Raw genomic sequence first — 25,737 nt, 5'->3', positions numbered from 1 at the left:
GCGGCCGCGGGGAGTTCCGCCTGCGTGGACCCCGCCCGGCCGCGCCCCTGCCGTGGCCGCGACGCCCGCCAGCAGCGCCGGCCACCGCTGTCACCGTGGCCGTTCACCTGCGGAAACCGCAAGATGATCTGCATGATGTGACGAGTTTGCCCGCTGCACTTGCTGAAAGCGGCTCGCGGTGGGTGACCTGCCGGGCGCACTCGGTGTCCGCCCAGGTCACGGAAACGTCCGGCAGCCTGCGGGGTGAACCGCGGGCGTTGTAGCGTGGGCCCACGGGCAACCGGGTGCGGAGGTCGCAAGCATGGGCGAGGCCGTGATGACCACACGGCGTCAGGCGGACGGCGCGATCGTGGTCGACGTGCGCGGGTCGCTGGACGCGGCCACCGTCGACGCCCTGCGCCATGCGCTGGTGAGCACGCTGCACGCCGAGCGTCCGCTGACGATGATCGTCGATCTGACCTTCGTGACGTTCATGGACTCGATGGGCGTCGGCGCGCTGGTCTCCGGGCACAACGCGGCCCGCGAGACGGGCACCCGCTTCATGTTGCGCAACCCCAGCGAGTTCGTGCACCGCCAGCTGCGGATCACCGGCCTGGCGGAGATGTTCGGGCTGCCGTCGGCGACGCCGGGCCCGCAGACATACACCCCCTGAGAGTCCTGCCGGGCGGGCCGTCCGCCGGTTATGGTGCCGTCATGGAACCGGCGGTCGGGGCGTGGTGCGGCACCGCCGAGATCTGCTTCCGCCTCCAAGATCATGAACGTCGGCTGGTCTCGGTCCGGCTGCGCAGCGGCGTCGCGCGCGGCGACTTCGGCTACGACGACGAGACCCGCACCTGGCAGCTGCGGCTGCCCCGGCCACCCGTGCACCGCATCGAGTACCAGCTGGAGCTCGGCCACCGCGACGGCAGCACCGAGACCGTCGCCGACCCGGACAACCCGCGCCGCAGCGGCGACGTCTCGGTGCTGTGGTGCCCCGACTACCGCGAGCCCGACTGGCTGCACCTGCCGGTGGCCGCGGGCGGATGGCGCGACGTCTACCTGCCGCTGCCCAGCGTGCGCGGCGAGATGGTGGCCCGGGTCTGGTCACCGGACACCGCCACCGACCGGGTGCTGGTCGCCCACGACGGGCCCGACTTCCACCGGTACGGCGAACTGGGCCGGTACACCGCGGCGATGATCGGTGCGGGCCGGGTGCCGCCGTACCACCTGGTGCTGCTGCCGCCCGGCGAGCGCTTCGAGTGGTATTCGGCCAGTCCCGCGTACGCCCGGGCGCTGTCGCGCGACGTGCTGCCCAAACTCGCCGCCGAGCTGGGCACCGACCGCCCGGTGCTCGGCGCCGGCGCCAGCCTCGGCGCGCTGGCCATGCTGCACGCCCAGCGCCGCCACCCGGAGCAGTTCGCCGGCCTGTTCCTGCTGTCCGGCAGCTTCTTCCAGCCGCGCCACGACCGGCAGGAGTCCGGCTTCCGGCGGTACCTGCGGATCGTCCGGTTCACCGGCCGGGTGCTGCGCGCGCCCGCCCTGCCCGGGCCGGTGCCCACCGTGATCACCTGTGGTGCGGTGGAGGAGAACCTGGCGAACAATCGGGACATGGCGGAGGCCCTGGGCCGGCACGGCTACCCCGTCAGCTTCACCGAGGTCCCCGACGCGCACAACTGGACCGGCTGGCGCGACGCCCTCGACCCGCACCTGACCACGCTGCTGCGGACAGTGTTCCTTTAACGGGAGGCGCCAATGGCCGACGTCGAGCACACCATCGGACTGCTGCTGGGCACCGAGGACGACTGGCCGCGGGCGTACGAGGCGTTGCTGCGCCGCGTCGGCGTGGTCACCGACGCGCAGGGCCGCACCCACCGCACCCGCAGCGTGCGGGTCACCATCGAGCCGTTCAACCTGCGTGACTCGCCGCAGCACGACCTGGTCATCGACCGGCTGGCCTACTGGTACTACCACCCCCGCGAGTGGCTCAAGAAGATCGCGCTGATGGACGACGTGTACCTGCTGAACAGCCCGTTCACCTTCCAGTCGATGGAGAAGCACGCGGCCTACTGCGCGATGCTGCGGCTCGGGCTCAAGGTGCCGGAGACCGTGCTGGTGCCGTTCAAGAACCCGCTGGACAACTCCCGGTGGGCGTACACCTCGGCGCGGTACAACCAGCCGTTCGACCTGGAGGCGCTGGCCGAGTCCGTGGGCTATCCGATGTACATGAAGCCGTACGACGGCGGCGCCTGGGTCGGCGTCTCCAAGATCCGTAACGTGGCCGAGCTGCACGCGGCGTACGACGCCTCGGGGGAGCGGCTCATGCACCTGCAGGCGGCCGTCGAGGACTACGACGTCTTCGCCCGCTCGCTGACCATCGGCCCCGAGACCATGGTGATGAAGTTCCGCCCCGAGCTGGGAATGCACGAGCGGTACGCGGTCGACCACAGCTTCCTCAGCGCCGCGGTCGGCGACGAGGTGGTGACGATCTCCCGGCTGGTCAACGCGTTCTTCCGGTGGGAGTTCAACAGCTGCGAGTCGCTGATCAAGGGCACCGAGGTGCACCCGATCGACTACGCGAACGCCTGCCCGGACGTCGCGGTGACCTCGCTGCACTACTACTTCCCGTGGGCGATGTCGGCGCTGCTGCGCTGGACCGTCTACTGCGTCGTGACCGGCCGCAAGCCCCGGCTGGACACCGACACCGCCGAGTACTTCGTCATCGCCGACGACCCCGGCCTGGGCTACGAGCAGAAGCTCGCCCGCTACCGCCGGCTCGCCGACGACTACTTCGAGATCGACCGGTACGAGGAGTTCTGCGCCCAGCACCTCAGCCACGTCGACAAGATGGTCGCCGACTGGGTGGGCTCGGAGGAGTTCCGCTCGCTGCTGCGCGAGACGGTCCGCTCGATGTACCCGCCGCACGAGCACGAACGGTTCCTGGGCCACTTCACCGGGCTCATCGACGCCTGGCTGCGCGACCATGGCTGATCTCGGGCGCGCCGTCTCGTTCGCCACGTCGCTGTACAGCAGCCGGCTCGGTTACGCGTACCACGGTTACCTGCGGCGCGACCCGATGTCGCTGCTGCACCTGCGGCCGGGCCGCGACGACCCGTACGCGATCTACCGCGGCATGCCCCGCTTCGGGCCGACCCGGATCGGCAACTGGGTGACCACCAGCCACCAGCTCTGCAACACCGTGCTGCGGGACCGGCGCTTCGGCGTGCGCGCCGCCGAGCTGACGGCCGCGCCGAACACCGCCGACGAGTTCGACATGTCCTTCCTGGACATGGACCCGCCGGACCACACCCGGCTGCGGCGGCTGGCCCAGCCCGCGTTCAGCCCGAAGCAGATGACCGGCTACCGGCCCCGGATCGAGCGCACGGTCGACCAGCTGCTCGACCGGGCCGCGGCGGCGGGGGAGTTCGACCTGGTCTCCGCGTACGCGGCGCCGCTGCCGATCACGGTGATCACCGATCTGCTGGGCGTCCCGGACGCCGACGCGGACCGCTTCGCCCGGTACGGCACCGTCATCGGCAGCGCGCTGGACGGCATCCACTCGCTGTCCCACGCGGCCCGCCTGCAGGCCGCCGACCGGGACCTGCGCGCGCTCTTTCAGCGCCTGTTCGAGCTGCGCCGCCGCGAGCCGGCGGACGACCTGGTGAGCCGGATCGTGGCGGCCGAGGGCGACCGGATCCAGTCCCGCGAGATGGTCCCGATGTGCAACCTGCTGCTGGTCGCGGGCTTCGAGACCACGGTCAACCTGGTGGGCAACGCGGTCAACGCACTGCTCGACCACCCGGAGCAGTGGGCGGCGCTCTGCGCGGACCCGGCCGGCCTGGCCGCCGCGGCGGTCGAGGAGACGCTGCGGTACGACCCGCCGGTGCAGCGGACGGCCCGCTGCGCGCTGGAGGACGTGGCGCTCGACGGCCACCTGGTGCGCCGCGGCCAGTTCGTGGTGACGCTGATCGGCGCGGCAAACCGTGACCCGGCGGTGTTCACCGACCCGGACACGTTCGACATCTCCCGGGTGCAGACGGCGGACCACCTGGCGTTCTCCAGCGGCATCCACTACTGCGTGGGGCAGCCGCTGGCCCGGCTGGAGGCGGAGGTGGCGCTGCGGCGGCTGGCCGAGCGGATGCCGCACCTGCGCCGAGCCGGTCCGTTGCGCCGGCGCAGCTCCAGCATCGTGCGCGGGCCGATCCGCCTGCCGGTGCGCTCGGGCGCCCGGGCGCTGTCCGCGCAGCGCTGAGACCGGCCGGCCCGCCTATGCTGGTCGATATGGTGAGCCTGCGGGCCGGCGCGGGAGCGGCGGTGCTGACCGGGGCGCTGCGGGGTCTGCTCCGCGGCCTGCCGCTGGTCGTCGGGTGCGTGCTGGCCGGCGACCTGCTGGCGGTGGTCCTGGTGCTGCCGTCCGCGCTGCTCGGCGTGGCGCCGGGCATCCCGATCACCGTCGGGCTGCTGCTCCTCTCCGGGTACGCAGTGCGGAAGATCTTCCTGGCGCGTCGCGGCCCGGACGGACGACAGCGCAAGCGGTCCCGGGCGCCGCATCCCGAGCCCCGCCGCCCGCGACACCGGGTCGGCTACCGGCAAGCCGCCGCGGAACTCGGCTTCTTCGGCTACGCCGGCGGCATCCTGGTCGCCCACATCATGGTCGTGGTGGCGGTCAACGCCTGGCCGGACCGGGTGAAAGCCCTGCCGCTGCCGGTGTTGTTCGCGGCACTGCTCGCCGTCTGCCTGGCCGGCTTCGGCGGCGTCGTGCTGTACCGCGTCCACCTGCACGACCGGCTGGGTGAACGGCGTCTGCGCCACCCGCACAGGAGACCGGCGCACGGCTGGTCCCGGGGTTCCGGACCGTCGGCCGACGGGGTCGGTGACTACGCCGATTCCGGCGCCGCCGACGGCGGGGACTGAGCCGGCGCGGGCGGGCGGCGGCGGGTCGCCGCGTACAGGCCCAGGAGCACGAGCGACAGCACGATCAGGCACGGGCCGAGCACCTGTTCGCCCAGGCGGTCGATGAGCACGCCGACGCCGGCCGGAATCAGCGCCCCGCCGAGCCCGGACGCGCCGATCTGGACACCGATCGTCCGGTCGGCGTGTGCCGCGCCGACCCGGTCCTTGGTCGTCAGGGTGAGCAGCGGGAACACCGGCGCCGCCGCGAAGCCGATGACCATCAGGCCGGCCACCGCCGGCCAGCCCGGTCCCGGCACCGCCACCAGGACCGAGCCGGTCACGAGTCCGAGCAGGCTGCCGACCAGGATCCGGGTGGTGCCGACCCGCTCGACGACAAAGCCCTGCACCACCCGCCCGGCGAACAGGCTCGCCCAGTACGCCGACACGCACACCCCGGCGACCGCCGCGCTCACCCCGCGCCCGTTGGTCAGATAGAGGAACGCCCACAGCCCGGCGGTGATCTCCAGCGCCACGTAGACGGCGAAGGCGGCGGCGCTGAGCCACACCGCCGGGATCACCAGAGTCGCCGCGATCCGGGTCGCCGCGGGTGCCGGCTCGCCCGGGCCGGTCGCCGGCTGCCGGGCGCCGTGCCGGGCCCAGGAACGAGCCGTGACGATGAACGCCAAGGCCAGCAGCGCCTGCCCGGAGGCGACGATGCCGTACCCCCAGTGCCAGGACAGCCCGCCGCTGAGCACCGCCGTCATGATCAACGGTCCGATGGCGACGCCGAGACCGAAGAAGGCGTGCATCCAGTTCATGTGCTTCGGCCCGAACGCACCGGCCGCGTAGGCGTTCAGGCCGGCGTCGATCGCGCCACCGCCGAAGCCGGCGATCAGGGCGCAGGGCACCAGGAACGCGAAGCCGGGCGAGATCGCGTAACCGGCCAGCGCGAGACCGGCCAGCGCGGTGCTGCCGGCGAGCAGCCGGCCCACCCCGAGCCGGGCGATGCTGAACCCGGCGGCGACACTGGAGACCAGGTAGCCGGCCGTACCGGCGAACAGCAGAAGCCCGACGGCGTCCGTGCCGACCCGGAACTCACCGGCGATCGACGGCCAGCCGACACCGAGCAGGCCGTCGGGCAGGCCGAGGCTGATGAACGCGAGATACGCCAGCAGCAGCACCGCGGCCCCCACCACGGGCACCGCGGCCGGCTTGGTGGCCGGGGGCGCGTCCCGGGGTGGCGGGGGTGGGGCGGCGGCGTCGGGCGGCGGCGGATTCACGGGGCCATCGTGGCACGGGGAGCGGGCCGGGATCGGCCGGGCGGCGGAGGTCGCCCCGGCGGGCGCGCCGGAAGTTGTCGGGGGGTCGGCCTAGAGTTCAGGGCGTGCACATCCGGATCGAGGGCAGCGAGCTGCCCGGGCAGCCAGGCCGCGCGCAGGCCGACGCGCTGCGGCTGGGCCACGTGCACGTCGGCGTGCAGCGCAAGAGCGAGGTCGTCGACCGGGTCAGCGCCGCCGCGCCCGCCGCGGTCTGGCAGTTCGAGGTCACCAGCAGGGAGGTCGACGGGCTGCTCGACGTCGGCGGGCCCTACGTGCACGGCCGGCCCGGCGCGCGCTTCCTCTACCTGAGCTGGGGCGCGCTCGACGGCGACGCGTTCGCGATGTTCCGGCGCGCCAAGCTGCTGTTCGGCGACATCCCCACCGACCTGCTGCGCGCGGCGCACGACACCGGCGGCGTGCTGGTCGCCCGCCTCGGCCTCACCGACGCCGACGGCGGCCCGCGCTGCGCCCGGGTCCGTCCACCGGACATCACCTGGCAGCTCGCGTGACGGCAGCCGATGCCGCGGTGACGGTGCTGCACGGCCTGATCGCCCGCGACGGCACCCTCAACCTCTGGGCCGAAACCGACCGCGCCTGCCCGCCCACCACCGATCTCGCCATCGGAGAGCCGGCCGGCGCGGCCGGCCGGGATCCCTCGGCGGCCTCTCCCGGCGGCGCCTCCGACCCGCCCGCCGTGCCTCGGCGTTCCCGGCCTCGGGGGTCCGTCCCCGAGCACAGCTTCGCGGTGCCGCCGGACGAGCCGGCTCGGCCGGCGGCGTTGCCTGTCGGTTCGGCTCGGGCTGCGGCGTTGCCTGTCGGTTCGGGTCCGGCCGCGACGCGGGCGCAACCGTCGGTCGGGGCTGCCCGGGCCGCGGCGCTGCCGCGCGCTGTCGGGTCGGGTTTGGCCGCGACGCCGGCGCAATCGCCTGCCCGGGCCGTGACGGTGGTGCTGCCTTCCACGAGCGCCGGCCCCCTGCCGTCGCCGCTGCTCGGGTTGCCGCCGCGGCGGGGGGAGCCGCGGTTGCGGGCCTGGTCCGTGCCCGCCGTCGCCGTGCCGTTCGTGACCGAGGAGCTTGCCGATGAGTTCGGTGGCCGCGCCGCGCCGTCGTTGAGCTATCTCGCCGAGGTCTGTGCCTTCGCCGCTTCGCTGGTCGAGCGGGGGCGGGTGCTGCCGGGCGTGACCACCGGCGGGCCACGGGCGCGGGCCGGGTGGCGGCCGGTGCTGACCGGTGTTGATGCGGTTCGGCACGCCGAGTTGGTGCGGCGGATGCCGGCCGCCTGCCGGGCCGAACGGGCCCGGCCCGGTGACGTCGACGGGCTGCCCGCGGCCGACACCCTGCACGCCGCGCTGCATCGGCTGGTCGACGGGCTGGTGCGGGCCCGGCTCGCCGAGGCCGGTGTGTCGCTCGGCGGCGCTGCCTGGCTGAGCGCGCTCACCGCCGCGCCGGAGTTCGACGCCGGGCCGGGTGAGCTCGATCCGCTCGCCGACGCCCTCGACGCCTGGCACGCCGAGGCCACCGGCGGGGCCGCCGTGCGGGTCTGCTTCCGGCTCACCCACCTGGACGACCTCGAGCCCGACGAGCCCGACGCGACGCAGCCCACCGGGTCGGACGCGACGCAGCCCACCGGGTCGGACGCGACGCGGCCCGACGAGCCCGACGCGACGCGGCCCGACGAGCCCGACGCGACGCAGCCCACCGGGTCTGATGCCGCCGGCTCGGCAGGGGCCGATGCCGCCGGCCCGGCTGGGTCTGATGTCGCCGGCTCGGCTGGGGCCGAGGATGCCTGGCTGCTCGAGTTCCTGCTGCAGCCGCTCGACGAGCCCAGCCTGCTGGTCACCGCCGCCGACGTGTGGCGGGACCGCACCGCCCCGCTGCGCCGCTGGACCCACCATCCGCATGAGCGGCTGCTCGCCGGGCTCGGTCGGGCCGCCCGGCTGTTCAGTGATCTTGATGCCGCGTTACGGGTCGCGCGGCCGGCCGAGCTTGTGCTCGACACCGAGGGCGCGCACCGGTTCCTGAGCCATGCCGCGCTGCTGGAGCAGGCCGGCTACGGCGTCCTGCTGCCCGCCTGGTGGCGGGAGCCGCAGAGTCTCGGGCTGGCGCTCGACGTGCGGCCGCGGGAGGGCATCGCCGCCGTGCTGCGGGACGACGCCGCCGATCTGGCCACCATGGTCAGCTACAACTGGGGGCTGGCGCTGGGCGGGCGCACGCTCACCGAGGACGAGCTCGCCGACCTGGCCCGGGTCAAGGTGCCGCTGGTCAAGCTGCGCGGGCGCTGGGTCTATCTGGACCCGGAACGGCTGCGGGCCGGGCTGGAGTTCCTGCGGCGCGGCGGGGGCACGATGCGCGCCGGGGACGCGTTGCGGCTGGTCCGGCTGCTGCCGCCCGAGGAGTTGCCGCTGCCGGTGACCGCTTTCGGTGGCACCGGGTGGCTCGCCGACCTGCTGGCCGGCCGGCTCGGCGAGCGGCTGGAGCTGCTCGATCCGCCCGCGGGGCTGGCCGGGCAGCTCCGGCCGTACCAGCTGCGGGGTTTCTCCTGGCTGGCCTTTCTCGACGGCCTGGGGGTCGGCGCCTGCCTGGCCGACGACATGGGCCTGGGCAAGACCGTGCAGTTGCTCGCCCTGCTGCTGCACCGCCGGAGCGGGCCGACGCTGCTGATCTGTCCGCTGTCGGTGCTGGGCAACTGGCAGCGGGAGGCCGCCCGGTTCGCGCCGGGCCTGCGGGTCCGGGTGCTGCACGGCGCCGACCGGCCCGAGCCGGCCGAGCTGCTCGACGGCGCGGACGTGGTGCTGACCACGTACGCGATCGCCACCCGCGATGCCGACGCCCTGGCCGCCGTGGCCTGGGACCGGGTCGTGCTCGACGAGGCCCAGCACATCAAGAACAGCGCCGCCGGCGTGGCCCGCGCCGTGCGTCGCTTCCCGGCACGGCACCGGGTCGCGCTCACCGGCACCCCGGTCGAGAACCGGCTCGCCGAGCTCTGGTCCATCCTGGACTTCCTCAACCCCGGCCTGCTGGGCAGCGCGCACCGGTTCCGCGCCCGCTATGCGGTGCCGATCGAGCGGTACGCCGATGAGGACGCCGCCGCCCGGCTGCGGCACGCCACCCGGCCGTTCATGCTGCGCCGGGTCAAGGCGGACCCCTCGGTCATCACCGACCTGCCCGACAAGCGGCACACCCGGCACCTGTGCGGGCTGACCGCCGAGCAGGCCACCCTCTACCAGGCCGTGCTCAACGAGATGACCGAGCGGCTCAAGGAGGAGACCGAGATCCGCACCAAGGGCATCGTGCTGTCCGCGATGACCAAGCTCAAGCAGGTCTGCAACCATCCGGCGCAGCTGCTCGGCGACGGCTCGCCGCTGCCCGGGCGCTCCGGCAAGCTCGAACGCCTCGAGGAGATCCTGGACGCCGCGCTGGCCGAGGGCGAGAGCGTGCTGTGCTTCACCCAGTTCGCCCGCTTCGGCGCGATGCTGGTGCCGCACCTGGCCGCGCGGTTCGGCGTACCGGTGCGGTATCTGCACGGCGGGACCGCCCGCCGGGAGCGGGACGCGATGGTCGCGGCCTTCCAGGCCGACCAGCGGCCGGGCGTCTTCGTGCTGTCGCTCAAGGCCGGCGGCACCGGGCTGAACCTGACCGCGGCCAACCATGTCGTGCACGTCGACCGCTGGTGGAACCCGGCGACGGAGACCCAGGCGACCGACCGGGCGTTCCGGATCGGCCAGCGCCGCGACGTGCGGGTGCACACCCTGGTCTGCCTGGGCACCCTGGAGGAACGCATCGACCGGCTGATCACCGACAAGGGCGTGCTGGCCGCGCGGGTGGTCGGCAACGGCGAGGGCTGGCTCACCGGCCTGAGCACCGACGACCTGCGGTCGCTGCTGGAGCTGTCCCCGGAGGCCGTCGGTGAGTGACCGCTTCTCGGCCCCGTTCCTGGCGATGATCGAGTCGCTGCGGATGGCGCCGACGTTCGCCCGCGGCCGCCGGGACGCCCGCGCCGGGCACGTCCGGCACCTGGCGATCTCCGGCAGCCTGGTGATGGCCCAGGTGCGCGGCCCGGACGACCCGGCGGTGCACCGCTGCCGGATCGCGGTCCGGGCGTTCGGCGCCGCGGAATGGTCCCGGATCGAGGACGACCTGGCGGCCCAGGCCCGGTACGTGGCCGACCTGCTGGCCGGCCGGATGCCGCCGGACATCAACGAGGTGTTCGCCCGGGCCGGCCTGACCCCGCTGCCGCTGTCGCTGGACGAGGTGGCGATGGACTGCTCGTGCGAACGCTGGCCGTTGCCGTGCGTGCACCTGGCGGCGACCTTCTACGCGCTGGCCGAGTCGTTCGACATGGACCCGTTCGGCGTGTTCACCTGGCGAGGCCGCGGCCGCGACGAGTTGCTGACCCGGCTGAGCCAGCTGCGCGGCACGACGACGCCCCCGGCGCCGGCGGAACCCGCGGCCCGGGAGGCCGGGCTGGGCGAGCTCGCGGACTTCTGGGGCGGCGGCGCGGCGGCGGTTTCGCTCCCGGTCGCGGACGCGGGCCGGCCGGACCTGCTGCTGGACCAGCTCGACCCGCCGCCGCTGCGGCCGGGCGGCGTGCCGCTCATCGAGATCCTGCGTCCGGCGTATCGCGCGCTGCCCCCGGACCCGGCCGCGGGATAGGCTGGAGAGTGGACACGACACACCAGAAAACCTTCGAACGCTACCTGTACGCCGGCGCGATCATGCGGGACGCGGACGGGGTCGCCGCCCTGTTCACCGAGGACGGGGTCTTCGAGGCGCCACTGGTCCCGCCCGGTCACCCGCTGCCGCGCCGCCTCGAGGGCCGCGAGGCGATCCGCGCCGGCATCGGCGCTTACCACCGGCACCCGGCCTTCCAGGTCACTGTGGACGCGGCGCGGTCCGCGTACGTCCGGCACGACACCGCGGACCCGGATGTCTTCGTGGTCGAGATCGACACAGTCCTGGCCGGAGCGGGCGGGCCGCCGGTGACGATGTCGCTGGTGCAGATCTACCGGCTCCGCGACGGGCTGATCGCCCAGCTCCGGGACTACTTCGCGCCGCCCGACCCGGCACAGCGCATCCCCTGAGCGCCCGAGCCGGTCAGCTCGGGGCGGCCGGTCAGCTCGGGCGGCTGCGGAAGGCCGCCTGCACCTCGGCGGGTGCGGCCGCGATCGCGTCCAGGTCGGGCTCGGCGGCCGTGACGTGGGGCAGGTGCACGATCAGGTCGTAGGCCTCCGCCGGGTCCAGGTCGCTGTAGTAGCTGCCGAACCGCTGCCGGCCCGCGCCGCGGACCGCCTCCGCGTCCGTCTCGGACAGCCGCCGCAGATCCGTCGCGAACGGCTGGTCGCAGCTCGCCTCCATGAGCGCGTCGAGACTGCCGGCCTCCGGCGCCCCCAGCTCGGTGAACAGTGTGCCGGTGTAGAAGTCCGGACCCGTGTTGAGGGTCTGGCCGGTCCCCGTCGTCATGCCGATCGCCAGGTAGCCGTCCCCGAGCCGGTCGGCCAGGTGCGTGCCCATCGTCGGGAACGGCGGCAGGCCGGGCATCGTGCCCGGCACGCGCTGGATGTGGCCGTTGTGCGCGGCGAGGATGACCCGCTCATGCCGGGCGAGGAGCCACTCCACCGTGTCCGCCATCGCGGCGTCCCGCAGGGTCATCATCGCGGGCTGGTCGCCGCGGGCCAGCGCGCGGGCCACCGCGTCCAGGGTGACCGTGAGCCGCATCGACCGCAGCGCGCGGTCGTACGCCTCGGCTCCGGTGCGGCGCGCGTAGGACAGACGGCCCGCCGCCAGCCGGGCGGCGAGGTCGGCCAGCCCGGCGGTCAGCGCGTCGCGGCGCTCCGCCGGCAGCCCCAGGTACGCCGCGATGGTCGCCGGCGCGGAGAACGCCGACGCGGCCGCGAAGGTCGCGGCGGTCTCCCGCAGCGCCGGGTCCACCGGGGAGCCGGGGTCGGCCCGGTCGAGATAGTCCCGCACCGCGTCCAGGCCCGGCAGCAGCGACGCGTTCGAGCCCGGCAGGTCGATGCCCGCGAAGGCGATCGGCTCCGGGTGCCGCCGCAGCCATTCCAGCTGGTCGCGCATCGGCTGCCAGAGGCCCATCAGCGAGGTCAGCCCGCCGGCCAGCACCGCGCCGAGCTCGCCGTCGCCGCCGCGGACCCACTCGTCGGCACGCGCGCCCTCGACAAAACCCGACTCCATCGCGTACGCCCGGAAGCCGTGCCGGTCGACCAGGTGCCGCAGCAGCCGGTGGCGCAGCCGGTAGGACTCGCCGTGGTAGTGCGCGCTCTCGCCGACGGCCACGACACGCGCGGCGCCGACGGCCTCGTCGAGCCAGCCCAGGTCGTCCGGCGCGCCGTCCGGATCCAGCGTGCGCAGCGGGTGCACCGCCCCGTCGCCGAGCTTGTTCTCCGCCATATCGCTCCATTCCCAGTTTCGGGAACGGTACCAGATGTGGGATCGTTGTGGGGTGGAGACCGTGGACCTGTTGCTGCACCCCGTCCGGCTGCGCATCGTGTACGCCCTGTCCGGCGGGCGGGTCCGGACCACGGCTGAGTTGTGCGAGCGCCTCACCGACGTACCGAAGACGACCGTGTACCGGCACGTCGGGCTGCTGGCCGCCGGGGGAGTGCTGGAGATCGCCGCCGAGCGGCGGGTCCGCGGCGCGGTCGAGCGGCACTACCGGCTGCGCCGCGACCGGGCGGCGATCGACCCTGAGGCCGGCGCCGCGATGTCGCTGGAGGACCACCGGCAGGGCTTCGCCGCGGCCATGGCCGCCCTGCTCGCGGAGTTCGGCGCCTACCTCGACCGGCCCGGCGCCGAGCCGTACGCCGACCTGGTCGGCTACCGCCAGGGCATCCTGTGGCTCAGCGACGAGGAGCTGGCCGAGGCGGCCGGCCAGGTGCAGGCCGTGCTCGCCGCGCGGGCCGGCAACCCGGCCACGCCGGAGCGCCGGCCGCGGCTGCTCAGCCTGATCCAGTTCCCGACCGAGGAACCGCCGCCGTCAGCCGGCCCGGTGGCCGGTGGGCGCTCATAGCGGCTCCACCACCTCGGATTCGCCGGGGACGCCCTCGCGCACCCGGACCGGCGGGCCGCCGCGGCGCGGCCGCACCTGATAGTCCCGGAAGGACATCGGCAGCCCGCGTGCGGTGTACGGGTCCGCGCCGTCCATCACCTGGATGTGCACGTGCGGCTGCATCGAGTTCCCCGAGTTGCCGCAGTCGCCGACGAGTTGGCCGGCCGCGATCGGCTCGTCGGGGCGTACCCGGACCGAGCCGGACCGCAGGTGGGCCAGCACCACGAAGCCGGCACCGTCCGCCAGCTCGAGGATCACGTGGTTGCCGGCCAGGCCGCCCGCGCCCCGGCGGGCCCGGCTGCCCTGGGTCAGGGCGTACGGCACCCGGGAGACCTGCGACCGCCGCGCCACCAGGTCCGGCACGCCGTCGAGCACCGACACCACCCGGCCGGCCGCGGGCGCCAGGATCGGCTCGCCGAACGCGTGGAACCGCTCCACCGGCTCGGTGGCCAGCAGCGTCCGCCAGTCCCGGACGGTGGCCGTGCGCCGCCCGCGCACCGCGATGAAGTCCATGGCGTACGTCGTGGCGAACAGATGGGTGCCGTGGCTCGGCACCTTGCGGGCGGGGCTGTTGCGGGCCAGCCAGGTGCTCCGGAACGGCAGCGCCAGCATGATCATCCCCGCACTCTACAAAGGCGGGACGACGTCATCCGGTTGACGGCCGGCCGCCCGGCGGGATTAGCTCGGTGTGCAGCCGCGCAGCCGGCTCGCGCCCGGTGACGGAAAACCGGGTGCAAACAACGGAAGAAGGGGTCCCGGGCAAACCGGACCGAAAGCCTCCTTCTCGACGGCACGGCCGTCGGGGCAATGCCTGCCGCGCTCATTGAATGCAACAGACCTGCATATCGGCGGCATTGACTCCCGACGATGAATTTCCTTATGTTTTCCGCAAGCGTTTCGGTGATGTTACGGCGCGCGGTGCGCGTGCGATATCCAGCCGCTCCCGCCATTTCCCGCACCGCCCGGAAACGGAGGATCCGCCATGCGCAAAAAAGCGATGCTCGCCGCCCTCGGCGCCGCCGCGCTGACCGTTCTGCTCGGGATCGCCGGCCCGCGGGCCGCCTTCGCGGACACGTTCTTCTCCGACACCTTCGACGACGGCGACGCGAGCGGCTGGGCGAAGACAGGCGGCAGCTGGTCGGTGGTCGCCGACGGCTCACCGGCGTACCGGCAGGCCAGCACCGGGGCGAACGCCAAGACCCAGGCCGGCGACCCGGCCTGGACCGACTACACCGTGCGGGCCCGGGTCAGGCCGATCACCTTCGCGACCCCCGCCCGCTCGGTCGGCATCACCGCCCGCAGCACGTCGATGAGCAGCTACTACGCCCTGGTGCTGACCGGCGGCGGCGCGGCCCAGCTGCAGCGCGTGGCGAACGGCACGGTCACGACGCTGGGCACCGCAGCGGTCGGCGTGACGCCCGGCACCTGGTACACGCTCGCCCTGCGCGTCACGGGCTCCGCCCTCGCCGGCTCGGTCAACGGCACGCAGGTCGTGCAGGCGGCCGACACCGCGTTCGGCGCGGGCCGGATCGGGCTGGTCACCTCGTACGCGTCCGCCTCGTTCGACGACGTGGTCGTCGAGACCCCCGCGCCGGGGCCCGACCCGACCGCCAGCACGCCGCCGACCCCGCCGCCGGACCCCGGCAGCTGCCGGGTCGCCGGCTCGCCGGCCGGCTTCGCGTCGGTCGACGCCGAGGGACAGCGCGGCACCACCGGGGGTACGGGCGGAGCCACCGTCGCGGTCGACACGGCCGCCGAGCTGCTCGCCGCCATCGCCCGCCCGGAGCCCCTGACGATCTGCGTCAGCGGGACGATCACCCTGCCCGCCGGCATGTACGACGTCACCTCGGACAAGTCGATCGTCGGGGTGGGCGCCACCGCGGGCATCACCGGGGGCGGCCTGAACATCGGCCTGCCGGTCTCCACGGTCACGACGCCGCCGGCCGACGCCGTGCACAACGTGATCATCCAGAACCTGTCGTTCCGCAACGCCAGTGACGACTCGATCAACGTGCAGATGTTCAGCCACCACGTGTGGATCGACCACAACGACCTGGCCCAGGGCTACGACGGCCTGATCGACATCAAGCGGGGCTCGTCGTACGTGACGGTGTCGTGGAACCACACCCACCACCACACCAAGAACATGCTGCTGGGTCACGACGACAACAACGGCGCCCAGGACACCGGGCGGCTGAAGGTCAGCTACCACCACAACTGGTTCGACGCGACGCCGCAACGCAATCCGCGGGTCCGGTTCGGCGAGCCGGTGCACGTCTACAACAACTACTACTTCTCCAACACCGACACGGGCGTGGCCTGCCAGAACACCGCCGGCTGCCTGGTCGAGGGCAACTACTTCGAGGACGTCGAGGAGCCGGTGACCAACACGTACGCCGGTCCGGCGGGTCGCTGCGTGGCCCGCACCAACGTGTTCGTCGGCGAGTCCGGGGCGCCCGACTGCTCGGGCCCGGTGCAGGAAGCGAGCGCCTACTACGCGTACACCCTGGACGACCCGAACGCCGTCAAGGCGATCGTCACCGCCGGCGCCGGAGTGGGACGCGTCTGATGTCAGGAGGAGTGCACATGCCATCCACGAGGGCCCGGCACGGCCTGCTCGCCGTGCTCGGCGCCGCGCTGACCGCCCTCACGCTGGTGCTGGGCCTGACCGGCAGCGCCCAGGCCGCGACCCTGTTCACCGACGACTTCGCCGACGGCAACGCCACCGGGTGGTCCACCAACGGCGGCAGCTGGTCGGTGACCACCGACGGCACCCCGGCCTACCGTCAGTCCGGCACCGGGGCCGACGCCCGGGCGCTGACCGGCTCGGCGGGCTGGACCGACTACGCCGTGCAGGCCCGGGTCAAGCCGACCGCCTTCAGCGGCAGCAACCGCTTCGCCGCGGTGCTGGCCCGGGTGCAGAGCAGCACCAGCTACTACTACCTGGCGCTGCGGTCGAACAACACCGTCGAGCTCAAGCGCCTCGAGGGCGGCTCGTCGACCACGCTGGACACCGCGTCGCTGACGGTCACCGTCGGCACCTGGTACACCCTGCGGCTGGAGGTCGTCGGGACCACCCTGCGCGGCTCGGTCAACGGCCAACTGCTCACCGAGGCCGTCGACAGCCGCTGGTCAGCCGGCCGGATCGGCGTGGCCACGTTCTCCACGGCGGCGACCTTCGACGACGTGCAGGTGAGCACCGGCGGTGGCGGGGAACCCAGCGGCACGCCGTCGGTCCCGCCGTCCCAGCCGCCACCCGCGCCGAACGCCGCCGACGGTTGGGCCTCGGTCAACGCCTGGGGCCAGAACGGCACCAGCGGCGGTGCCGCCGGGCCGACCGTCACCGTCTCCACCGCCTCGGCGTTCCTGGCCGCGATCGCCCAGGCCGGCCCGCTCGTCATCCAGGTGCAGGGCACCCTCGCCCTGCCCGGCCCGATGCACGACGTCACGTCGGACAAGACCATCGTCGGGCTCGGCTCGTCGGCCGCGCTCACCGGCGGCGGGCTGAACATCGGGCTGCCGATCGACGACGACATCACCAGCCCGCCGGCCGACGCGGTGCGCAACGTCATCGTCCGGAACCTGTCCTTCCGGAACTGGGCCGACGACGCCGTCAACGTGCAGATGTTCAGCCATCACGTGTGGATCGACCACAACACCTGGACCACCGGCGCGGACGGCGGCGTCGACATCAAGCGCGGCTCGTCATACGTGACGGTGTCGTACAACCACGCCGACGGTACGGACAAGAACATGCTGCTCGGCCACGACGACGGCAACGCCGCGCAGGACGTCGGGCGGCTGAAGGTCAGCTACCACCACAACTGGTTCGACGCGACGAACCAGCGCAACCCGCGGGTGCGCTTCGGCGACCAGGTGCACGTCTACAACAACTTCTACAACGACACCGGCAACTACGGTGTCGCGTCCACCGAGGATGCCGGGGTCCTCGTCGAGGGCAACTCGTTCGAGAACGTGGACGACCCCTACCACCTCGGCGAGGCGTCGTCGGGGCCGGGCCGGATCGTGGCGCGGGACAACTGCTTCGTGAACTCGGGCACCCCGCAGGCCGGTGGGAGCGTGAGCGCGGTGCCGTACCCGTACACGTTGCTGCCGTGCGGTCAGGTCAAGGCCGTGGTGACCGCCGGGGCCGGTGTCCGATGAGGACCCCGGTGCCGGCGGCGGCGCCGGCCGCGGCGGCCGCCCTGCAGGTGCCCGCGCAGCCGGTCGCGGCGGCGGCCGTATCCACGATCGTGCCGGCCGGGGCCGGCACCGGGAAGGTGTGAACCGACTATGAGACGACTGCTGGTCCTCGCTGTCGTCGCCGCGGCGGCGCTGGTCGCGCCCGGCCCGAGCCACGCGGCGGCGGCGCAGGCCGACGGCTTCGCAAGCGTCGGCGGTGGCACCACCGGCGGGGCCGCCGGGCCGACCGTCACGGTCACCACCGGCGCCGCGCTGGCGCAGTATGCCGGGGCGAACACGCCGTACACGATCCTGGTCAGCGGCCGGATCGCCGTCGACGACATGATCACCGTGGTGGCGAACAAGAGCATCATCGGTGTCGGCGCCACCGCCGGGATCACCGGCGGCGGGCTGCAGCTGGGCTCCACCACCCGGCCCGGCACCAACGTGATCATCCGGAACCTCACCGTCAGCGCCGCCTCGGACGACTCGATCAGCGTCACCAACGCCGCGCACCACGTCTGGATCGACCACAACGAGTTCCTGCCGGGCTACGACGGATCGCTGGACATCAAGCGGAAGTCCACCTACGTCACGGTCTCCTGGAACCGTTTCCGGGGCACCGACAAGACGATGCTGCTGGGCCATTCCGACAGCTATTCCGCGGACGTCGGATATCTCAAGGTGACCTATCACCACAACTATTTCGACGGCGCGAATCAACGGCATCCCCGGGCCCGTTTCGGCGACCCGGTGCACGTCTACAACAACTACTACCGCGACATCGGGCTCTACGGCATCGCGTCCACCGAGAACGCCGGCGTGCTGGCCGAGGGCAACTACTTCGAGAACGTGCCGCACCCGTGCTACTCGGTGAGCGGCTACGCCGACAGCGGCCCGGGCCGGCTGGTGCAGCGGTCCAACGTGTTCGTCAACTCCGGTGCCTGCGAGGCGGGCGGCGCCGTCGCGGAACCCTCGGCCTACTACGCCTACCAGCTCGACGCCGCCGCGACCGTGCCGTCCACGGTCAGCGCCGGCGCGGGCGTCGGGAGAATCTGATGAAGCTCGGTTTGTGCGCTGTGCTGGTGGCGGCCGGCCTGACCGTCGCTGCCCCGGCCCACGCGGCCCCGGCCGGGTCGCCGGACGGCTTCGCCGCGGTCGCGGCGCTCGGCCTGTCCGGCACCACGGGCGGCGTCGGCGGGCCCACGGTCACCGTGGACACCACCGACGAGCTGCTGGAGGCGATCGACACGGTCGGCGCGCTGACCATCCAGGTGTCCGGCACCATCGCCATCACCAGCAAGCAAGGGGTCCGGCCGAACAAGACCATCGTGGGCCTGGGCAGCACCGCGACCATCACCGGCGGCGGCTTCGACTTCTACCGCTCGTCCAACGTGATCGTCCGGAACCTGACGTTCGTCGACGCCGAGGACGACGCGGTCAACGTGGGCCAGCAGTCGCACCACATCTGGATCGACCACAACACGTTCGTCCGCCCGGTGGACGGCTCGATCGACATCGTCCGCGGCGCCGACTACGTGACCGTGTCCTGGAACCACTTCGCCGGCACCGACAAGAGCATGCTGATCGGCCACTCCGACGGCGCCGCGTCCACCGACGTCGGCCACCTGCGGGTGAGCATCCACCACAACTTCTTCGACAACTCCCGCCAGCGGCACCCGCGGGTCCGCTTCGGCGAGCCGGTGCACGTCTACAACAACTACTTCCTCGGCAACGAGCTGTACGGGGTCGCCTCGACCATGAACGGCGGCGTGCTGGTGGAGGGCAACTACTTCAGCGGCGTGGCGCACCCGTGCCACTCGACCGGCGGGTACGCCGACAGCGGGCCGGGCCGGCTGGTCCAGCGCAACAACGTGTTCGTGGGCTCCGGCACGTGCGAGGCCGGAGGCACGGTGGCCGAGCCGCGCGGCTATTACGCGTACACGCTGGACGCCGCGGCGAACGTGCCGGCCCTGGTGGCGTCCGGGGCCGGCGCGGGCCGCTGAGCGAGCCGTGACGGTCGGGCCGCGGCGGTCGGGCCGCGGCGGTCGGGCCGCGGCGGTCGGGCCCGGACGCGACGATGGCGCCCGGGCCCCGCGGTCACCCGCCGAGGGGTCACCCGCTGAGCGGTCACCCGCCGAGCAGGTCCAGGACGCGCCGCGCCTGGGCCTCGGCCGTGCCCGGCGGGTTGCGGGCCGCGGCGGGACCGCCGGGCAGCAGCAGCCCCAACCAGAACATCGCCCACAACCGCCGCGCCGCGAGCAGCCGCCCCGGGTCGACGTCGAAGCGGCCGAGCGGGTCGACGCCCGCGCCCCGCCAGGACAGATGCTCCGCCATGAGCGCCAGCTCGGTCGCCGGATCGGAGACGGCGGCGTCCTCGAAGTCCACCACGCGCACCCGCCGGCCGTCCCACCGGTAGTTGGCCAGGTTCGGGTCCCGGTGCCCGAGCACCGTGACCGCCGGCCGGCGGGCCAGCAGTGCCGGATCGGGGCCGGTCCACCATCGCGCCGCCGCGTCGGACGCCGTGGCGAGGATGCCGGCGGCGGGTCGCGGCGCGGCGGTGAGCCGGCGGGCGACGCGCAGGTCGTCGGACCACGACCCCAGCCCGGCCACGTCGTGGTGCGGGACCTTCCACAACCGGGTGACCGCGTCCACCACCGCCGCCAGCTGCGGCTCGGACAGCGGACCGGCGAGCGGCTCGCCGGGCACCCGCGCCATGGTGACCGCCGGAGGACGGTCGTCGAGCCGCGCCGTGACCGGACGGGGTGCCAGGTCCGGGGCATGCCGGTGGACGTGCCGCAGCACGGCCCACTCCCGCCGATGCTCCCCGCGCCGCCACGAGGTGTACCGCTTGGTCACCCACGGACCGTCGAACGTCAGGTGGTGGGAGTGGGCCACGGCCGGGAGCCTACCGACCGGCGCCGCGCCGATAGGGTGTCCGGCATGGACTGGGTGGCCTGGCACGACGACTACGCCAACCCGGGATCCGTGCTCTCCGGGCGGCTGGCGGTCGTGCGGCGGATCATCCGGGAGGTCCTCGACGACCTGCCGGCCGGCCCGGTCCGCGCGGTCAGCATGTGCGCCGGCCAGGGCCATGACCTGCTGGGAGCGCTGGCGACCCACCCGCGGCGCGGCGATGTCCGCGCGCGGCTGGTCGAGCTGGACCCGCGCAACGCCGCGGTGGCCGAGGAACACGCCCGGCAGGCGGGCCTGCCGGGCATCGAAGTGGTACGCGGCGACGCCGGCCTGATGCGGCACTACCGCGACGTGGCGCCGGCGGACCTGGTGCTGGCGTGCGGGGTCTTCGGCAACCTGACGGACACGGACGTGCTGCGGACCGTCGAGGCATGCGCACAGCTGTGCCGCGAGGGCGGCACGGTGGTGTGGACCCGCCACCGGCGCCCGCCGGACCTGGTGCCGGTGATCGCGGACTGGTTCTCGGCCCGCGGCTTCGAGCAGACCCACCTCAGTGACCCGGCGGCCGGCTTCGGCGTGGGCGCACACCGCCTGCGCCACCCGCCGAAACCACTCCCGGGCCCCGACCGCATCTTCACGTTCATCCCGGAAAAGCAGCCACCCCCACCCTGACCGGCCGCCCCGCCGCCCGCGACCAGCACGAACAGGGCCTGAGCGCCGGTCGCAGGGAGCCGGCGCCGGTCAGGCCCGCCGGCACGCGCGTACCCCGGGCGGCAGCGGCGCCGCGCGCCGGGACACTGCCGTCACCGTACGCCCGCAGCGGCCAGTTGCGCCCCAGCCGGCGGTTCGTCGAGCTGCGGCGCCGGATCGGCACCGTCACGCCGAAGGTGCTCACGACGACCGTCACCAGGCGATCGGGGCGTAGTCCTTCAGGAAGACGCCGTACAGGTCCTCGCCCTGCTCGCCGCGGACGATCGGGTCGTACACCCGGGCCGCGCCGTCGACCAGGTCCAGCGGGGCGTGGAAGCCCTCGTCGGCCAGCCGCATCTTGGTCGGGTGCGGCCGTTCGTCGGTGATCCAGCCGGTGTCCACGCTGGTCATCAGGATGCCGTCGGTGAACATGTCCTCGGCGCTGGTGCGGGTCAGCATGTTCAGCGCGGCCTTGGCCATGTTGGTGTGCGGGTGCCCGGCGCCCTTGTAGCCGCGGGCGAACACACCCTCCATCGCGGACACGTTGACCACGTAGCGGCGCGGGAACGGCGACTGGGTCATCGCCGCGCGCAGCCGGCTGACCAGCACGAACGGGGCGGTCACGTTGCACAGCTGGACCTCGAGCAGTTCCAGCGCGTCGACCTCGTGGACCTTGTCGCTCCAGCTGTTGGTCGGCGCCAGGTCGGGCACCAGGCCGCCCGCGTCGATCGCGGTCAGCGCGGCGATCCGGTCCGGGGTGGCCGACCCGCCGGTCAGGGCCAGCGCCGTCAGCGCGTGCGGGCTGAACGAGGAGCCGTCGGTCAGCGAGGCCGGGTGCGCGGCCATCGCGTGCCCGCCCAGGTATTCCAGCTCCGGCAGGGGACCGTCGGGCAGCGGCGCCGACTCCGCCGCCACCAGGGCCGCGTAGGAGCCGGGGGAGCGCCGTACCGTCTGGGCCGCGTTGTTGATCAGAATGTCCAGCGGGCCGTGGGCCGCGACCGAATCGGCCAGCGCGACCACCTGGCCGGGGTCGCGCAGGTCGATGCCGACCACCCGCAGCCGGTGCAGCCAGTCCGCGCTGTCCGGCATCGCGGCGAAGCGGCGCACGGCGTCGTTCGGGAAGCGCGTGGTGATGGTGGTGTGCGCGCCGTCGCGCAGCAGCCGCAGCGCGATGTACATGCCGATCTTGGCGCGGCCCCCGGTGAGCAGCGCCCGGCGCCCGGTCAGGTCGGTGCGGGCGTCGCGGTGACCGTGGTTCTTCGCCGCGCAGGACGGGCAGAGCTGGTGGTAGAACGCGTCGACCTGGACGTAGCGCTGCTTGCAGATGTAGCAGCCGCGCGGCTGGCGCAGGATGCCCGCGGTGCTCGTGGCGGTGCCGGTGGCCAGCGGGATGCCGGCGGTCTCGTCGTCGATCCGGGTCGGCGCGCCGGTCGCGGTCGCGGCGGTCACCGCCCGGTCGTTGGCGAGGACGGCGTCACGGCGGTCCTTGCGGCGGCGCAGCTTCACGGTCTTGAACAGCCCGGCCGTGGCCCGCCGGACGGCCACCGCGTCGGGGTGTTCCGGGTCGAGCCGCTCGGCCTCCGCGATGATCTCCAGGCACAGGGCGAGGCGGGCGGGATCGATCCGGGCGCCGTCGGCGCCGGCGTATCCGGTGTCGGCGTGGCCGCCCGGCGCGGTGGACTCGTCCATGGTCGCGGTCATGCTCGTTTCCCGTCCCGGTAGAACCCCAACTCTCCCGGGGCATGGTACTGACTACGCCGGGTGCACGGCTGATCCGTGTGACCCGGCGGGCCAAAATAGCCGCATCACCGCCAAAACGGCGAATCGGCGGGTCAGGAGGGCGGCTCCTGGTGGTCGGACGGCAGTTCGAGGATGGCAGTGGTGTCGGTGCCGGGCTCGTCGGGCTCCGTCGCGCGCTCCTGGTCCTCGGCCCCGGTGTCCGCGCGGCCGTCGGCCGGCGGGGTGGCGGGGGAGGAGGCCGCGGCGACACGGCTGGCGAGATCGACCGTGACGGGCTGGCCGTCCGCCTCGAAGTCCGCCGTCGCGGAGCCGCCGCTGGTCGGTCCGCCCGAGGCCGGTGAGACCGGTGAGGGCGGTGAGACCGGGACGGTTGTGGTGCCCGGCTCGTCGAGGGTGATCCGGGACGGCGCGGGCAGCGGCGCCGACCCGGCCACCGGATACCCGGACGACACCCCGCCGGGGACGGGCGCGCCGGTGGAGAACTGACCGGGACCCGCCGGCGACACCGAAGCGGCGTATCCGCCCGCCGCCGGTGACACCGACGCGACCGGTGAGCTGGAGGCCGCCGGTGACACCGAGGCGACCGGTGACCCGGAGGCCGCCGGCGACACCGGCACGGCCGGTGAATCCGACCGGCTCTCCGGCTGCGGCGGCCACGCGGCCGGCGGTTCGAACCAGGACGCATGCCGGGGCACGGCCGCAGCCGCAGCCGCAGCCGCAGCCGCAGCGGACGCCACGGCCGGTCGGCCGACGGCCGGGTCCGGTGCCGCGTGCCGGCCCACCGACACCGTCGGGAACAGTTCCTCGTCCTCGTACTCCGCCAGCCCGGCCCGTTCCTGCAGCCGGCGCAGCGGGCCCGGCGCCCACCAGGCCGCGTCCCCCATCAGCTTGAGCACCGCCGGGACCAGCAGCATCCGGACCACCGTCGCGTCCAGGAACAGCGCCACGATCATGCCGACGCCGATGAAGCGCATCGTGGTCACCGAGGACAGCGCGAACGCGCCGGTCACCACGATCAGCAGGATCGCCGCCGCGCTGATCACCCGGCCGGTGCGGGCCAGGCCGGTGGTCACCGCCTCCGCCGTCGACGCGCCGCGGGTGCGGGCCTCGACCATCCGGGACAGCAGGAAGACCTCGTAGTCGGTGGACAGGCCGAAGACCACCGCCGCCATCAGCACCACGATGCCGACCTCGGGCGGCGCCGGGGTCACCTGCAGCAGGCCCGCGCCGTGGCCGTCCTGGAAGATCCAGACCAGGATGCCGAACGTCGCGCTCAGGCTCAGCGCGCTCAGCAGCACCGCCTTGACCGGCAGCAGCAGCGAGCCGAAGGCCAGGAACATCAGCACCAGCGTCGCCCCGACCAGCAGGCCCACCATCAGCGGCAACTGCGCCGCGGTCGCGCTCAGACTGTCGACGTTGCGCGCGGTGGTGCCGCCGACCAGCACCTGCGTGCCCGCCGGGGCGGCCAGGCCGCGGATGTCGGCGACCGCCTCGCGGGCCGCGTCGCTGAACGGGTCGGTGCCGGACAGGGTCGCCGTGTAGAGCAGGACGGCGCCGCCGCTGCCGCCGGGGGTGACCGCGGCGATGCCCGGGATCCTGGTGATCTCGTCCGCGAACGCCGTACCGGCCTGGGCGGCCGGCGCGGCACCGCCGGTGCCGCGCAGCACCACCTGGACGCCCGCGCTGCTCAGCGCCGGGAAGTCGGCCTTGAGGGTCTCGATCGCCTGGCGTTCCGGGTTGCCGGCCGGCAGGATCCGCTCGTCGTTCTCGCCGAAACGCACCCCGGTGATCGGCGCGGCCAGCAGCAGCAGCCCGGCCAGGATCGGCAGCGCGATCAGCACCGGGTGGCGCAGCACCGCGCCGGCCAGCCGGGCCCAGCCGGTGCCGGCCGGGCGGGTGGAGCGGCGGCCGGGCAGCCGCACCGGCAGCTTGTCCACGCGCGGGCCGAGCACCGCGAGCAGTGCGGGCAGCAGCGTCAGCGACAGCAGCGCGGCCAGCGCGACGGCGGCGAGGCCACCGTAGGCCAGCGACTTGAGGAATCCCTGCGGGAACAGCAGCAGCCCGGCCAGCGCGATCATCAGCAGGGTGGCGGAGAAGACCACCGTACGGCCGGCGGTCGCCACGGTACGGGCCACCGCCTCAGCCGGCGTGCGCCCGAACCCCTGCTCCTCCCGGAACCGCCCGACCATGAACAGCCCGTAGTCGATCGCCATGCCGAGCCCGAGCAGGCTGGCCACGTTGACCGCGAACGAGTTGACGTCGGCGCCGTACGCGATCGCGTGCAGCACGCCCAGCGAGCCCAGCACCGCGCACCCGCCGACCAGCACCGGCAGCGCCGCGGCGACCAGCGAGCCGAAGATGAGCAGCAGCAGGATCAGCACGATCGGCAGCGACACCGCCTCGGCGAACGCCAGGTCCTGGGTCGACAGCGTGGACGAGGCGTCGCTGAGCGGAGCGCCGCCGGCCAGCTGGAGGCTCGCCCCCTCGACCGACAGCTTGTCGCTGATCTCCCGGTACGCCTCCAGCTTCTCGCCGTCGTCGGCGCCGGCCAGCGACAGCACCGCCACGGCCCGCTTGCCGTCGGCGGACACGTACTGCGGCAGCTTGTCCGGCCAGTACGACACGACAGCCGTGACCGCGGACGGCGGCAGCGCGGCGAGCCTGTCCTGCACCCGCCGGCCCAGCGCCGCGTCGTCGACGCCGCCCCGGGCCGGCGTGTAGATGACGACGACGTCGCCGCCCTGCCCGCCCAGCTCGTCGCGGACGAGCTCGGCGGCCCGGGTCGACTCGCTGCCGGGGTCGTTGTAGCCGCCCTCGGTCAGCTGGCCGAAGACGCCCAGTCCCCAGATCCCGGCCGCGGCGACCGCGACGACGGTGCACACCAGCACCGGCCGGCGGAACCGGGCCACCCATGATCCCCAGGCGGCGAACACCACGATCCCTTCCCCACCGCGTTCCG

General features: G+C 73.8%; 22 protein-coding genes. 16 read left to right on the top strand and 6 right to left on the bottom strand.

Translation table 11 applies throughout. From position 1 onward, the window contains the following. Window positions 1-316: 316 nt before the first annotated feature. From ACIBQZ_RS16125 to ACIBQZ_RS16105, 5 genes are read left to right on the top strand one after another with little or no spacing between them, the layout of a single operon-like run. Window positions 317-652: an STAS domain-containing protein gene (locus ACIBQZ_RS16125; protein WP_396089392.1), complete on the top strand. Its 336-nt coding sequence runs from the start codon at window positions 317-319 to the stop codon at window positions 650-652. A 41-nt stretch (window positions 653-693) separates the two neighbouring features. After that, entirely contained in the window at window positions 694-1,719 is a 1,026-nt protein-coding gene (locus ACIBQZ_RS16120; RefSeq protein ID WP_396089391.1) for an alpha/beta hydrolase, read from the top strand. A gap of 12 nt (window positions 1,720-1,731) precedes the next feature. Further along, window positions 1,732-2,967: a RimK family alpha-L-glutamate ligase gene (locus ACIBQZ_RS16115; RefSeq protein WP_396089390.1), complete on the top strand. Its 1,236-nt coding sequence runs from the start codon at window positions 1,732-1,734 to the stop codon at window positions 2,965-2,967. Continuing rightward, entirely contained in the window at window positions 2,960-4,228 is a 1,269-nt protein-coding gene (locus ACIBQZ_RS16110; RefSeq protein WP_396089389.1) for a cytochrome P450, read from the top strand. The genes ACIBQZ_RS16115 and ACIBQZ_RS16110 overlap by 8 nt, the downstream gene beginning before the upstream one ends. Window positions 4,229-4,257: 29 nt before the next feature. Continuing rightward, entirely contained in the window at window positions 4,258-4,890 is a 633-nt protein-coding gene (locus ACIBQZ_RS16105) for a hypothetical protein (RefSeq protein WP_396089388.1), read from the top strand. On the opposite strand, the gene ACIBQZ_RS16100 is transcribed toward ACIBQZ_RS16105, so the two are convergent. After that, a complete protein-coding gene (locus ACIBQZ_RS16100) occupies window positions 4,854-6,149 on the bottom strand; it encodes an MFS transporter (protein WP_396089387.1) in 1,296 nt (431 codons plus the stop codon). The genes ACIBQZ_RS16105 and ACIBQZ_RS16100 overlap by 37 nt on opposite strands. Before the next feature lie 104 nt (window positions 6,150-6,253). On the opposite strand from ACIBQZ_RS16100, the gene ACIBQZ_RS16095 reads away from it, so the two are divergent. The 4 genes from ACIBQZ_RS16095 to ACIBQZ_RS16080 are packed head-to-tail and all read left to right on the top strand — an operon-like array spanning window position 6,254 to window position 11,268. After that, a complete protein-coding gene (locus ACIBQZ_RS16095) occupies window positions 6,254-6,697 on the top strand; it encodes a DUF5990 family protein (protein ID WP_396089386.1) in 444 nt (147 codons plus the stop codon). Beyond that, on the top strand, window positions 6,694-10,101 hold the full coding sequence (locus ACIBQZ_RS16090) for an SNF2-related protein (RefSeq protein WP_396089385.1): 3,408 nt from the start codon (window positions 6,694-6,696) through the stop codon (window positions 10,099-10,101). Before ACIBQZ_RS16095 ends, ACIBQZ_RS16090 begins: the two co-directional genes overlap by 4 nt. Beyond that, entirely contained in the window at window positions 10,094-10,840 is a 747-nt protein-coding gene (locus tag ACIBQZ_RS16085; RefSeq protein ID WP_396089384.1) for a hypothetical protein, read from the top strand. The genes ACIBQZ_RS16090 and ACIBQZ_RS16085 overlap by 8 nt, the downstream gene beginning before the upstream one ends. Before the next feature lie 8 nt (window positions 10,841-10,848). Further along, the gene (locus ACIBQZ_RS16080; protein WP_396089383.1) at window positions 10,849-11,268 is read left to right on the top strand and encodes a nuclear transport factor 2 family protein; all 420 of its coding nucleotides are present in this window, start codon (window positions 10,849-10,851) and stop codon (window positions 11,266-11,268) included. Between the two features lie 31 nt (window positions 11,269-11,299). On the opposite strand, the gene ACIBQZ_RS16075 is transcribed toward ACIBQZ_RS16080, so the two are convergent. Continuing rightward, complete coding sequence (locus tag ACIBQZ_RS16075) at window positions 11,300-12,592, bottom strand: erythromycin esterase family protein (protein WP_396089381.1); 1,293 nt, start codon at window positions 12,590-12,592, stop codon at window positions 11,300-11,302. Window positions 12,593-12,644: 52 nt separating this feature from the next. Here ACIBQZ_RS16075 and ACIBQZ_RS16070 point away from each other — a divergent pair, with 52 nt between their 5' ends. After that, window positions 12,645-13,211, top strand: a complete 567-nt coding sequence (locus ACIBQZ_RS16070; RefSeq protein ID WP_396089380.1) for a helix-turn-helix domain-containing protein — start codon at window positions 12,645-12,647, stop codon at window positions 13,209-13,211. On the opposite strand, the gene ACIBQZ_RS16065 is transcribed toward ACIBQZ_RS16070, so the two are convergent. Next, window positions 13,206-13,868 (bottom strand): M23 family metallopeptidase, encoded by a 663-nt coding sequence (locus ACIBQZ_RS16065; protein ID WP_396089379.1) that lies wholly within the window; start codon window positions 13,866-13,868, stop codon window positions 13,206-13,208. The two genes, ACIBQZ_RS16070 and ACIBQZ_RS16065, sit on opposite strands and share 6 nt — an antisense overlap. Before the next feature lie 364 nt (window positions 13,869-14,232). On the opposite strand from ACIBQZ_RS16065, the gene ACIBQZ_RS16060 reads away from it, so the two are divergent. Genes ACIBQZ_RS16060 through ACIBQZ_RS16040 form a run of 5 tightly spaced genes read left to right on the top strand, consistent with a single transcriptional unit; the run spans window position 14,233 to window position 19,438 of the window. Beyond that, window positions 14,233-15,819 (top strand): family 16 glycoside hydrolase, encoded by a 1,587-nt coding sequence (locus ACIBQZ_RS16060; RefSeq protein WP_396089378.1) that lies wholly within the window; start codon window positions 14,233-14,235, stop codon window positions 15,817-15,819. Window positions 15,820-15,836: 17 nt separating this feature from the next. Beyond that, complete coding sequence (locus ACIBQZ_RS16055) at window positions 15,837-17,414, top strand: family 16 glycoside hydrolase (RefSeq protein ID WP_396089377.1); 1,578 nt, start codon at window positions 15,837-15,839, stop codon at window positions 17,412-17,414. Further along, window positions 17,411-17,536: a hypothetical protein gene (locus ACIBQZ_RS16050; protein ID WP_396089376.1), complete on the top strand. Its 126-nt coding sequence runs from the start codon at window positions 17,411-17,413 to the stop codon at window positions 17,534-17,536. The genes ACIBQZ_RS16055 and ACIBQZ_RS16050 overlap by 4 nt, the downstream gene beginning before the upstream one ends. A 7-nt stretch (window positions 17,537-17,543) precedes the next feature. After that, complete coding sequence (locus tag ACIBQZ_RS16045) at window positions 17,544-18,491, top strand: polysaccharide lyase family 1 protein (RefSeq protein WP_396089375.1); 948 nt, start codon at window positions 17,544-17,546, stop codon at window positions 18,489-18,491. Then, on the top strand, window positions 18,491-19,438 hold the full coding sequence (locus tag ACIBQZ_RS16040) for a polysaccharide lyase family 1 protein (RefSeq protein WP_396089374.1): 948 nt from the start codon (window positions 18,491-18,493) through the stop codon (window positions 19,436-19,438). The genes ACIBQZ_RS16045 and ACIBQZ_RS16040 overlap by 1 nt, the downstream gene beginning before the upstream one ends. 124 nt (window positions 19,439-19,562) lie before the next feature. Here ACIBQZ_RS16040 and ACIBQZ_RS16035 read toward each other — a convergent pair whose 3' ends face one another. After that, window positions 19,563-20,330: a phosphotransferase family protein gene (locus tag ACIBQZ_RS16035; RefSeq protein WP_396089373.1), complete on the bottom strand. Its 768-nt coding sequence runs from the start codon at window positions 20,328-20,330 to the stop codon at window positions 19,563-19,565. Window positions 20,331-20,375: 45 nt separating this feature from the next. Here ACIBQZ_RS16035 and ACIBQZ_RS16030 point away from each other — a divergent pair, with 45 nt between their 5' ends. Then, on the top strand, window positions 20,376-21,020 hold the full coding sequence (locus ACIBQZ_RS16030; RefSeq protein ID WP_396089372.1) for a class I SAM-dependent methyltransferase: 645 nt from the start codon (window positions 20,376-20,378) through the stop codon (window positions 21,018-21,020). 231 nt (window positions 21,021-21,251) lie between these two features. Here the strand turns inward: ACIBQZ_RS16030 and ACIBQZ_RS16025 are convergent, their stop codons facing one another. Both ACIBQZ_RS16025 and ACIBQZ_RS16020 read right to left on the bottom strand, forming a co-directional pair. Next, complete coding sequence (locus tag ACIBQZ_RS16025) at window positions 21,252-22,739, bottom strand: SDR family NAD(P)-dependent oxidoreductase (RefSeq protein ID WP_396089371.1); 1,488 nt, start codon at window positions 22,737-22,739, stop codon at window positions 21,252-21,254. Between the two features lie 131 nt (window positions 22,740-22,870). Then, on the bottom strand, window positions 22,871-25,714 hold the full coding sequence (locus tag ACIBQZ_RS16020; RefSeq protein ID WP_396089370.1) for an MMPL family transporter: 2,844 nt from the start codon (window positions 25,712-25,714) through the stop codon (window positions 22,871-22,873). Window positions 25,715-25,737 lie beyond the last annotated feature (23 nt).

The organism is Actinoplanes sp. NPDC049599, from assembly GCF_044465625.1.
GTDB lineage: Bacteria > Actinomycetota > Actinomycetes > Mycobacteriales > Micromonosporaceae > Actinoplanes.
This window is presented reverse-complemented; position numbering and strand designations above follow the sequence as displayed.